The 11,408-nt window shown below is 65.8% G+C and carries 9 protein-coding genes; 5 read left to right on the forward strand and 4 right to left on the reverse strand.

Annotated elements, in window-relative coordinates:
* Positions 1-52: 52 nt before the first annotated feature.
* Both sufB and ACQR1D_RS14135 read right to left on the reverse strand, forming a co-directional pair.
* Positions 53-1,549, reverse strand: coding sequence for a Fe-S cluster assembly protein SufB (sufB, locus tag ACQR1D_RS14130; protein ID WP_434839488.1), 1,497 nt, complete (start codon positions 1,547-1,549; stop codon positions 53-55).
* An 84-nt stretch (positions 1,550-1,633) separates the two neighbouring features.
* The gene (locus tag ACQR1D_RS14135; RefSeq protein ID WP_434839487.1) at positions 1,634-2,797 is read right to left on the reverse strand and encodes a cysteine desulfurase family protein; all 1,164 of its coding nucleotides are present in this window, start codon (positions 2,795-2,797) and stop codon (positions 1,634-1,636) included.
* A 116-nt stretch (positions 2,798-2,913) separates the two neighbouring features.
* Between ACQR1D_RS14135 and ACQR1D_RS14140 the strand changes: the two genes are divergently transcribed.
* Both ACQR1D_RS14140 and ACQR1D_RS14145 read left to right on the forward strand, forming a co-directional pair.
* Complete coding sequence (locus ACQR1D_RS14140; protein WP_434839486.1) at positions 2,914-3,765, forward strand: LytTR family DNA-binding domain-containing protein; 852 nt, start codon at positions 2,914-2,916, stop codon at positions 3,763-3,765.
* A 332-nt stretch (positions 3,766-4,097) separates the two neighbouring features.
* The gene (locus ACQR1D_RS14145) at positions 4,098-4,745 is read left to right on the forward strand and encodes an alpha/beta hydrolase (RefSeq protein ID WP_008971476.1); all 648 of its coding nucleotides are present in this window, start codon (positions 4,098-4,100) and stop codon (positions 4,743-4,745) included.
* Between the two features lie 156 nt (positions 4,746-4,901).
* Here the strand turns inward: ACQR1D_RS14145 and ACQR1D_RS14150 are convergent, their stop codons facing one another.
* Together ACQR1D_RS14150 and ACQR1D_RS14155 are read right to left on the reverse strand one after the other, a co-directional pair.
* Positions 4,902-5,579: a glutathione S-transferase family protein gene (locus tag ACQR1D_RS14150; RefSeq protein ID WP_434839485.1), complete on the reverse strand. Its 678-nt coding sequence runs from the start codon at positions 5,577-5,579 to the stop codon at positions 4,902-4,904.
* 81 nt (positions 5,580-5,660) lie between these two features.
* Positions 5,661-6,764, reverse strand: a complete 1,104-nt coding sequence (locus ACQR1D_RS14155; RefSeq protein WP_434839484.1) for an anhydro-N-acetylmuramic acid kinase — start codon at positions 6,762-6,764, stop codon at positions 5,661-5,663.
* 194 nt (positions 6,765-6,958) lie between these two features.
* Here ACQR1D_RS14155 and tyrS point away from each other — a divergent pair, with 194 nt between their 5' ends.
* The 3 genes from tyrS (at position 6,959) to ACQR1D_RS14170 (ending at position 11,367) form a co-directional block, all read left to right on the forward strand.
* Positions 6,959-8,212, forward strand: coding sequence for a tyrosine--tRNA ligase (tyrS, locus tag ACQR1D_RS14160; protein WP_315800138.1), 1,254 nt, complete (start codon positions 6,959-6,961; stop codon positions 8,210-8,212).
* Between the two features lie 55 nt (positions 8,213-8,267).
* The gene (locus ACQR1D_RS14165) at positions 8,268-9,527 is read left to right on the forward strand and encodes an MFS transporter (RefSeq protein ID WP_434839483.1); all 1,260 of its coding nucleotides are present in this window, start codon (positions 8,268-8,270) and stop codon (positions 9,525-9,527) included.
* Between the two features lie 142 nt (positions 9,528-9,669).
* On the forward strand, positions 9,670-11,367 hold the full coding sequence (locus ACQR1D_RS14170; protein WP_434839482.1) for a methyl-accepting chemotaxis protein: 1,698 nt from the start codon (positions 9,670-9,672) through the stop codon (positions 11,365-11,367).
* Positions 11,368-11,408: the final 41 nt, after the last annotated feature.

The following is an 11,408-nucleotide window of genomic DNA, read 5'->3' on the forward strand; positions in this document are numbered from 1 at the left end:
ATATCGATATCAGCACGAGCGGGCCGCGCCGCGGCCCTGCTGCAATATGGCCTCAGCCGACCGAACCTTCGAGGCTGATCGAGATCAGCTTCTGCGCCTCGACTGCGAACTCCATCGGGAGCTGCTGCAGCACGTCCTTGACGAAGCCGTTGACGACCAGGCCAACCGCCTCCTCCTGCGAAAGACCGCGCTGGATGCAGTAGAACAGCACGTCTTCGGAGATCTTGGACGTGGTCGCCTCGTGCTCGAAGGTGGCCGAGGAGTTCTTGGCCTCGATATACGGCACGGTATGCGCACCGCATTTGTCGCCGATCAGCAGCGAATCGCAGGCAGTGAAGTTGCGCGCGCCGGTCGCCTTGCGATGCGCCGTGACCAGGCCACGATAGGTGTTCTGCGATTTGCCGGCAGCGATTCCCTTGGAGATGATGCGGCTCGACGTGTTCTTGCCGAGATGGATCATCTTGGTGCCCGAGTCGACCTGCTGGAAGCCGTTCGAGATCGCGATCGAATAAAATTCACCGCGAGAGTTATCGCCACGCAGGATGCAGCTCGGATATTTCCAGGTGATCGCCGATCCCGTCTCGACCTGGGTCCAGGAAATCTTGGAATTATCGCCGCGGCAGTCGCCACGCTTGGTGACGAAATTGTAGATGCCGCCCTTGCCTTCCGAATTGCCCGGATACCAGTTCTGCACCGTCGAGTACTTGATCTCGGCATCATCCAGCGCGACCAGCTCGACCACCGCCGCGTGCAGCTGGTTCTCGTCGCGCTGCGGCGCGGTGCAGCCCTCGAGATAGGACACGTAGGCGCCCTTGTCGGCGATGATCAGCGTGCGCTCGAACTGGCCGGTGTTGCGCTCGTTGATGCGGAAATAGGTCGACAGCTCCATCGGGCAGCGCACGCCCGGCGGGATATAGACGAACGAGCCGTCGGAGAAGACGGCCGAGTTCAAGGTCGCGTAGAAATTGTCGGAGGTCGGCACCACGCTGCCGAGATATTTCTGCACCAGCTCGGGATGCTCGCGGATCGCTTCCGAGATCGGCATGAAGATCACGCCCGCCTTCTTCAGCTCCTCCTTGAACGTCGTCGCCACCGACACCGAATCGAACACGGCGTCGACCGCGATCTTGCGGCTCTCGGGGCTGCCAGCGCCGGGCACCGGCTCGACGCCCTCGAGGATCGCGACCTCGCGGAGCGGAATGCCGAGCTTCTCGTAGGTCTTCAGAATCTCCGGGTCGATCTCGTCGATCGAGGAGAGCTGCTTCTTCGGCTTGGGCGCGGCGTAATAATACAGATCCTGGAAGTCGATCTTGGGGTAGTCGACGCGCGCCCAGGTCGGCTCCTGCATGGTCAGCCAGCGGCGATAGGCCTCCAGCCGCCATTCGAGCATCCAGGCGGGCTCGTTCTTCTTGCCCGAGATGAAGCGGATCGTGTCTTCGGAAAGCCCCTTGGGAGCCTTCTCGGATTCGATGAGTGTCTCGAACCCATAACGATATTGGTCGACGTCGATCCGCCTGACGCGGTCGACCGTCTCTTGTACGGCTGGCATTCCATCCTCCGCTCGCGGTTTCAAGGACCGCGGTGGACACGTTCTGGAACCGTCTTACGACGTTTCGCGGACGAAATCACGCCCTTAGAATCGCTCAAGCACGGTTTCGTCGCCACCTTTAAGTAGGGTCAATGACAGCTTTCGCCAAGCCTGCAGGCCGCGATCGACATCCGCCTCGGTCGTGGACCAGCCCAGACTGAGGCGCACCGCTCCCTGCGCCGCTGCGGAACCGACGCCCATCGCTTCCAGGACATGGGATGGCTGGACCTTACCGGACGAGCAGGCCGAGCCGGAAGACACCGCGATCCCTTCGAGATCGAACCCGATCACGGCCGTCTCGGCCTTGAGCCCCGGCGCCGTGAACAGCGTCGTATTCGGAAGCCGCGCCGCTTCGGAGGAAAATACCGTCACGCCGGCGGTCTGACGAAGGCCCGTTTCCAGCCGGTCGCGCAGCGCCGTGATCCGGGGCAGGTCGACCTCGAGCTCAGCCAGGGCAGCGCCGGCTGCGGCGCCAAATCCGGCAATTCCGGCCATGTTTTCGGTTCCAGCCCGGCGACCGCGCTCCTGGCCGCCACCGCGGAGAACCGGAATCGGCTCCTCCACGCCGGCGCCCAGAACCAGCGCGCCGACGCCCTTGGGTCCGCCGATCTTGTGCGCAGAGATGGTCACAAGGTCCGCGCCCATCTGTTTGATATCGAGGGGTATTTTCCCAAATGCCTGGACCGCGTCGACATGCAGCAGGCCGCCCGCCTGGTACACGATCTCAGCAACTTTCGAAACCGGTTGAAGCACCCCGGTCTCGTTGTTGGCGGCCATGACGGACACAAGCGCCCGCGGTCCCCCGGCCAGCAGGGCTTCCAGGCGGCCGGGATCGACCACGCCCGAGGCATCGACCGGGATCGTCTGCACCGCCGATGGCGCGAACCGGCCGCCGGCCAGCACCGAGGCATGCTCGACCGCCGACACCAGCAGCCGCTCGACCGGGCCGGCCGGCGCCCGCAGACCTGGGCTCAAAGCGAGCACATTGGCCTCGGTTCCGCCGGAGGTGAACACGACGCGGCGCGCAACGGTACCGAGCCCGCGGGCGATGACCTCGCGGGCCTCCTCCATCAGCCGCCGCGCCTTGCGGCCTTCGGCATGAACCGACGAGGGATTGCCGACCAGGTCCATGGCGGCGATCACCGCCGCGCGCGCTTGCGGTCGAAGCGGCGTCGTCGCGTTCCAGTCGAGATAGATCCTGTCGGCCATCGGTCCGTTCATATCAACTCGGGCCACGAACGACCATGGCTCGTCGGCACCATGATGATGCGCGACGGCCAGCGTGGTATCGTCGGGCGCGAGATTGAGATAGCGGGTCCGGTGCCATGAACAAGCTTGTCGGCTCGATGCTGCGTCCGAATGATCGGAGCTTCTACGCCATCATGGCCGGGCTCTCGCTCGGCATCGGCGTCGTCAACGCCCTCTCGGCCGCCCACGATGCCGTCAGGCGGGGAGCCGCCTATGATCTAGAAAAGCAGCTGCTGTGGGAGATGACGAGCATCATCGTCATCATCCTGCTGGCGCCGCTGCTGGTCGTCACCGTTCGATTGATCCGGCGGGGCCCGGCCGCCCCTGTCCGTCTCATCGCGCTCGCCGTTGCCGCCGTCATCGTCTTCTCCCTGCTCCACATCACCGGCATGGTGATGCTGCGCAAGCTGCTGATGTGGGGCGCTGGCGGCGCCTACGACTTCCAGTTCTCGCTCGCCACCATCGTGTACGAGTTCCGCAAGGACGTCATGACGGCGCTGCTCATCGGTGCCACGCTCTGGCTATATGACGGCTATCGCGCGAGCGCCCTCCAAGAGCCGACACGGCGATCCGAGCCTCCTGCCCCTGCCACGCTCTGGCTGCGCGACGGCGCGAGCCGCATCCGCGTCGCGCCGGCCGACATCCTGTGGGTCGCTGCGGCCGGCAACTACGTGGAATACGCCATGGCCGGCGGCAGGCGACATCTGATCCGCGGCACCTTGTCGGCCGCCGAGGCCGAACTCGCCCGCTTCGCGCTGGTGCGCATCCATCGCGGCCGGCTCGTCAACATGACCAGGGTCACCGCGCTTTCGGTTCTGCCATCAGGCGAGTTCGACCTGACCTTCGACGGCGGCCAATCCGTCCAGGGCAGCCGCCGCTATCGCAGCGCGGTTGCGCCATTGGAGCAGACGGTGGTGGCGGCGCGCTGAAGCGGCCGCGGCTGGTGACGAAAACGCCTGTATTTTCATCAGATTGCAGGCGCATTCGGGGCACGCTCCGCGGCCGCCTCGCCCCGCAGCCGCTTCGATGGCACGCTCGGCATCCCCGCCGCAGCCCCCTCGCCGGGCGTTGAAAATCCTTGCTTTTTGCCCTGCGCTCCATGCTAGAAGGCCAACTTCCAGTCACGCCAGCGCCGCTCCGTCCAAGCGAACGGATGGCGCTCGATCACCACTTTTCCTGCTGATGTCCCCTGCTGACTCTTCGGCGAGGCGCCAGATGAAGCATGGACGAAGTCGGTCGACGCTCTGCCAAGGATTCTCTGATGCCTGAAGTCATCTTCAACGGTCCGGCCGGCCGCCTCGAAGGCCGTTACCATCCGGCGAAGCAGAAGAACGCGCCGATCGCGATGATCCTGCATCCGCATCCGCAGTTCCACGGCACGATGAACCATCAGATCGTGTACCAGTGCTACTACGCCTTCGCGCATCGCGGCTTCTCGGTGCTGCGCTTCAATTTCCGCGGCGTCGGCCGCAGCCAAGGCTCGTTCGACCACGGCACCGGCGAGCTGTCCGATGCGGCCTCCGCGCTCGATTGGGCGCAGACCATCAACCCCGAGGCTCGCGCCTGCTGGGTCGCCGGCTTCTCGTTCGGCGCCTGGATCGGCATGCAGCTCCTGATGCGCCGCCCGGAGGTCGAGGGCTTCATCTCGATCGCGCCGCCCGCCAACCTCTACGACTTCTCGTTCCTGGCGCCCTGCCCGTCCTCCGGCCTGATCGTGCACGGCGAGCGCGATGCGGTGGTGCCGCCCAAGGACGTCAACACGCTGGTCGAGAAGCTGAAGACGCAAAAGGGCATCGTGATCGACCAGCAGGTCATCCCCGGTGCCAACCACTTCTTCGACGGCAAGCTCGAGCCGCTCATGGAGACGATCACGGCCTATCTGGACATGCGCCTCGCCAATGTGAGGTGAGGCCGGGCGATGTTCTGTAGGGTGGGCAAAGGCGAGTCCAACGCGCCGTGCCCACCGACTTCATGTGTGCATGCTGAGCCAATGGTGGGCACGCGATCAGATCAGCGCTTTGCACCGATCTGATCGCTTGGCCTACCCTACGCCTCGCGTACTTTCTCAAGCAGCCTGCTTCAACAAATAAGCGTCGTGCCTCACAAGGAACGCGCGCAGCAGCGTCGGATAATCGGCGCCGACCGCCGTCCTCACACTCGGCCGCTGCGCCAACTGATCACGCCAGGCCCGAACCTTCGGCGTTGAAGCAAAGATGCCGAGATCGGCATAGCCATCGAACACATCGAAATAGCGGAAGACCGGCGCAAACACCGCGTCGACCAGGCTGAAACGCGCACCATTGAAATACGGCCCCTCGCCCAGCGCGTCCTCGACGCGCGCGAACTTCGCCGTCAGCGCCTCACGCCTGGCCGCGAAGACGGCGGCATCCTGCGTCGTCTCCAGGCCCCAGAGATCACCGAGGATCGCCGAGCCGAACTCCATCCAGGCGCGATGCTGCGCGCGGGCCAGCGCGTCCTCGGGATGCAGCCTCACAGCCGGCTGCGCGTCCTCGATGTACTCGCAGATCACGTTGCTCTCGAACACCGCCACCTCGCCCTGCGCCGTCGGCACCACCAGCACCGGCACCTTGCCGAGCGGCGAGATCTTCAGGAACCAGTCGGGCTTGTCGGCAAGATCGATGTCGATCCGCTCGAACGCGACACCCTTCTCGGTGAGCGCGATGACGGCGCGTTGCACATAGGGGCAGAGCTTGTGGCTGATCAGCTTCAGGGAGGGCGACATGACATCCTCGGCAGTTTGATGCAGATGCATCAAACTAGATGCACACGCATGGAACTGTCAAGATTCATGCAATTGCATGGATCACGGACGCGCGATCACTCCGCCGGTCATCGGAAACGGCACCCCGGTGGTGGTGGGATAGCTCAGCGGCAGGCCCTTCATGCCGCGGACCGCCAGGAAGCCGAACGCCTGGGCCTCGATCGCGTCAGCCGACCAGCCCAGCGCATCGGCCGATTCGACGCTCGCCGGAGCGACACGCTCCCGCAGCATCCGCATCATGGTATGGTTGCGGGCGCCGCCGCCGCAGACGATCCAGCTCGCCGGCGGCTTCGGCAGCAGCGGAACGACGCGGGCGATCGCAGCCGCCGTGAACGCCGTCAGGGTCGCGGCCCCGTCCGCCGGCGTCACATCGCCGAGCTTCAGCGCGGCGAAATCGTTGCGGTCGAGCGATTTCGGCGGCGGCAGCGCGAAGAAGGGCATGTCGAGCGCGCTCGTGATCCAGGCCTCGTCCGGCCTGCCCTGCTCCGCCACGCGGCCATCCTGATCGAACGCCTGGCCGGTCGCGCGGTGCATGAAGTCGTCGAGCAGCGCATTGCCCGGACCGGTGTCGCAGGCGATCAGCACGTCGTCGCCATCGATATAGGTGATGTTGGAGACGCCGCCGATATTGACCACGGCGATCGGCCCGGGGCGTGACAGCGATTGCGCCAGGGCACGGTGATAGACCGGCACGAACGGCGCGCCCTGCCCGCCGAAATCGACGTCGGCGGCGCGGAAATCGTGCATCACCGGGATATGGACGGACTTGGCGAGCGCGGCGGCATCGCCGATCTGCACCGTCAGGCGGCGTTCCGGGCGGTGCAGCACGGTCTGCCCATGGAAGCCGATGATGTCGATGTCCTCAGGCTTGAGCCGGTGCTGCGCCAGGAACGCGGCGATCGCCTCGGCGTGCGCCACCGTCACGGCGCGCTCGGCATCGCGTACCCGCCCGGGACGCGCCTCGCGCCGCTCGATCTGCACCGCATCGGCGAGCGCCTCGCGCAGCAGGCTGCGCTCGGCGGCGCCATAGGCCCGGTAGCCCGTGGGGCCGAGCCTCTTGATCTGCCGCCCGTCGGTCTCGATCAGGGCCACGTCCACCCCGTCGAGCGAGGTGCCACTCATGAGGCCAAGTGCGGTCAGAATCATTGCAGTCGAACCCGAAAACCCTGCCCTGCTTGCCAAGTACGGCCGATTTGAGGTCCCGCCCGGGCCGCGCCCATGCTTGTACAAGCCCGGCGCATCTTATAATGCCACAACGCCCGTATCCGCGGCATGTGCCCTACCGCACCCCGCCGCGACATCAGGTCAATACCGTAAACAAATGCTCAGAGTCGCCGACAATGACTGGCTTCAAGTCTGATTTCCTGAACGTGCTGCAGAGCCGCGGATTCATCCATCAGTGCTCGGATTTCGAGGGCCTGGATGCGCTCGCCGCCAAGGGCCAGGCGACCGCCTATGTCGGCTATGACTGCACCGCACGCTCGCTGCACATCGGCAACTTCCTGACCATGATGATGCTGTACTGGCTGCAGCAGACCGGGAACAAGCCGATCACCCTGATGGGCGGCGGCACGACCATGGTCGGAGATCCCTCCGGCAAGGACGAGACCCGCGCGATGCGCACGGTCGAGGAGATCGAGGCCAACAAGGCCTCGATCCGCGGCGTGTTCGCCAAGGTGCTGCGCTACGGCGACGGCGCGACAGATGCCATCATGCTCGACAACGCCGAATGGCTGACCCAGCTCAAGTGGATCGAGATGCTGCGCGACATCGGCCGGCACTTCTCGGTCAACCGCATGCTGACCATGGACTCGGTGAAGCTGCGGCTCGAGCGCGAGCAGGAGATGAGCTTCATCGAGTTCAACTACATGGTCTGCCAGGCCTACGACTTCGTCGAGCTGGCGCGCCGCACCGGCTGCCGGCTCCAGATGGGCGGCTCGGACCAGTGGGGCAACATCGTCAACGGTGTCGAGCTCGGCCGCCGCATGGGCACCGAACAGCTCTTCGCGCTGACGACACCGCTGCTGACCACCGCCTCGGGCGCCAAGATGGGCAAGACCGCGCAGGGGGCGATCTGGCTCAATGCCGACCAGTGCAGCCCGTATGATTTCTGGCAGTACTGGCGCAACACCGAGGACGCCGACGTCGTCAAGTTCCTCAAGCTGTTCACGACGCTGCCGCTGTCGGAGATCGAAAAGCTCGGCGCGCTCCAGGGCGCCGAGATCAACGAGGCCAAGAAGGCGCTGGCGGATGCGGCGACCACGCTGCTGCACGGCGAAGAAGCGGCGCGGACCGCGGCCGAGACCGCGCGCCGCACCTTCGAGGAAGGCGCGATCGCCGAGAACCTGCCGACCGTCGAGGTCGCAAAGGCTGAGCTCGACGCGGGCCTCGGCGTGCTCAATGCCTTCGTCAAGGCCGGCCTCGTCGCCTCCAACGGCGAGGCGCGGCGGCAGATCAAGGGCGGCGGCCTGCGCGTCAACGACGTCGCGGTGACCGACGAAAAGATGGCACTGACGCCGGCGGCGCTGACCAGCGAGGGCGTGATCAAGCTGTCGCTGGGCAAGAAGCGCCACGTGCTGGTCAAGCCTGCATAGCCGCATTCGTTTTTGCCTGCTTGTCAGGGAACGCCGAAAGGCGCTCCCTGACGGTATGACGATCAGCGCGCCGCAAGAGCCTGCGCAAGCCGAGGAAAGCCCGACAGCTCGACCACGAACGCACTTGGCGTTCGTGGTGCTGGGCCTGTGCTTCGCGCTGTCGGTGCTCGGCCGCGGGCTGGGAGAAAGCTTTACCGTCTTCCTCAAGCCGATCTCCGACGGCTTCGGCTGGGACCGCTCCGAGGTGGTCTCGATCTATTCGCTGACGGCGCTCGCCGGCGGCCTCGCCGCGCCGCTGATCGGACGGCTGTTCGACCACACCGGGCCGCGCGCCGTCTATGCGCTCGGCCTCCTGCTGCTCGGCACAGCCTTCACGGCCGCGGCGCACGCGCGGGCGCTGTGGCAGTTCCAGATCAGCATCGGCCTGTGCGTCGGCATCGGCATCGCGCTGATCGGCAACGTCCCCAACTCGATCCTGCTCGGCCGCTGGTTCGGCAAGAAGCTGCCGACCGCGATGGCGGTGATCTATTCGGCGACCGGCGCCGGCGTGCTGATCCTGCTGCCGGGCTCGCAACTGCTGATCGACGCCATCGGCTGGCGCAGCACCTATCAGGCGTTCGGCGCTGCAGCCTTCAGTCTGCTGGTGCCGCTGGCGTTGCTACCGTGGCGGCTGTTCGCCGCCGGCGCGCCTCACATCACCAGGCCGATCAGCGACGAGCTCGCTGATGACGCCTGGACGTTGTCGCGCGCGCTGCGCCACCACGCCTTCTGGGCGCTGTTCTCGACCTTCTTCTTCACCGCCATCGGCATGTATGCGATCGCGCCGCAGGTCGTCGCCTATCTGATCGATGCCGGCTTTGCGCCGCTGCAGGCCGCCACCGCCTGGGGCTTCTCGGGCGTGGTGCTGCTGTTCGGCATGCTCGGCGTCTCCGCTCTCGACGGGCTGATCGGCCGGCGGCCGTCGGTGCTGTTCTCCTACGCCGTATCGATCGCAGGAATCCTGATGCTGTGGGCGCTGCAATTTGCGCCGAACATCTTCCTGCTCGGCGGCTTCGTCGTCTGCTTCGGCAGCATGATCGGCTCGCGCGGGCCGCTGTTGTCGGCCACCGCGATGAAGATCTTCCGCGGCAGGCGGCTCGGCACCATCTACGGCACGATCACGATCGGCAGCGGGCTCGGCTCGGCGCTGGGATCGTGGAGCGGCGGCGTCATCCACGATCTCACTCACGGCTATGATGCCGTCATTCTGCTGGCGCTCGTGAGCGTCGTCATCGGGATGATCCCGTTCCTGGTCGTTCCCGCCCTTCGCACGTAGTTGGCGTGCGCCCGATTAAGACGTGCTCACGAGCGGCGAGCGCCGCACGTCCACATAGTGGACGGCACGCAACAACCACGCGTTCATGATTAGTAAGCAGCTTGATGATAGTTGTTTTGGCAACAACAACGAAGAGGACGCCGTGACACTGCTCAGCCGCATGAAGTTCCGCACCAAGCTCGCGAGCATGGTGCTCCTTGCGATCGCAACGGTGATCGCGATCGTCGCCGTCTCCGGCTGGCTCAGCCGCGCGCGGATGCTGGAGGACCGCATCACCCAGATGCATACGGCGGTGGACCTCGTCTACGGTCTCGCGGAGACGCTGCAGACGGAGGTCGCGGCAGGAAAAATGTCGGTGGACGAAGCCAAGAACAAGTTCCGCTATCTTGCGCGACGAATGACGTTCAACAACGGCCAGGGCTATCCGATCGCCTACAACGCAGCCGATTCGGCGCTTCTTCTGAATGCCGCAAATGAGAAGCTGGAAGGCAAGATCCTCGGCACCAAGGACGCCAACGGCGTCATGATCGCCGATGCGCAGATCAAGGCCGCGCAGCAGAAACCGGAAGGCAGCACGACCTCCTACCTCTATCCGCGGCCCGGCCAGACCGAGCCGCTGCGGAAGGTCGTCTTCGTCCGCGCCTTCGCGCCGTGGAACATCGTCATGAGCTACGGGCTCTATGTCGACGATATCGAGGCGGACGTCTATGCCCTGCTGATGCGGCTCGCCGGCATCGGCACGGCGCTGCTCGTGCTGCTCGGCATCTTGTCCTTCCTGATTTCGCACAATGTGGTCGGCGGGCTGCATCGGCTGAAGGATCGCATGCAGGACATCGCCGGCGGGCGGCTCGAGCAGCCGGTCGCCGAGACCGAACGCGGCGACGAGATCGGCCGCATGGCCGAGACCCTGGAGGTGCTGCGCAAGACCGCGATCACCGCCCGCATGCTGGAGCATGAGCAGGCCGCATCCAAGCAGCGCAGCGAAGCGGACAAGCGCGACGCGCTGATCGCGATGGCCGACCGCTTCGATGCCTCCGTCGGCCAGCTCGTGGCCCTGATGGCGTCCGGCGCCGGAGAGCTCGAGGCCACGGCGAAATCGATGACCGGCACCGCCGAGAGCACCAATGCGCGCGCGACCGCCGTCAGCTCCGCCGCGAATGAAGCGAGCTCGCGCGTCCAGACGGTCGCCACCGCCGCCGAGGAATTGACCTCGTCGATCACCGAGATCAGCCGTCAGGTCGCCCAATCGGCCGAGGTTACCGGACGCGCCGTCGAAAGCGCGCGCCATACCGACGGGATCGTCCGCGCCCTGGCCGACGGCGCCAAGCAGATCGAGCACGTCGCCGAGCTGATCTCCAGCATCGCGGGCCAGACCAACCTGCTGGCGCTCAACGCCACGATCGAGGCCGCGCGCGCCGGCGAAGCCGGGCGCGGCTTCGCGGTGGTCGCAGCGGAGGTGAAGAGCCTGGCCAGCCAGACCGCACAGGCCACGCAGGAGATCGGCGACCGCATCGCCCAGATCCAGAACGCGACGCGGGAAGCGGTCGGCGCGCTCGACGGCATCACCCTGACCATCGAGGAAGTGTCCGCGATCGCGGCCACGATCGGATCGGCGATCGAGGAACAGGGAACGGCCACCGCGGAGATCGCGCGCAACGTCACCCAGACCGCGCAGGCCACCCGTGAGGTCACCGCTAATATCGGCGGCGTCTCGACGGCGGCCAACGAGACCGGCGGCGCCGCGAGCCACGTGCTGATCGCCGCCGGCAACCTCTCCAAGCAGGCCGAGCAGCTCTCCCGCGAGGTCGACACCTTCCTTGCTGGCGTCAGAGCGGCCTGACCGCATCGATCCGCTCTGTTGACGTCGCCGACGCCGACGGC

Origin of the sequence: Bradyrhizobium sp. HKCCYLRH2047, assembly GCF_051168175.1 — a bacterium.
Classification (GTDB): domain Bacteria; phylum Pseudomonadota; class Alphaproteobacteria; order Rhizobiales; family Xanthobacteraceae; genus Bradyrhizobium.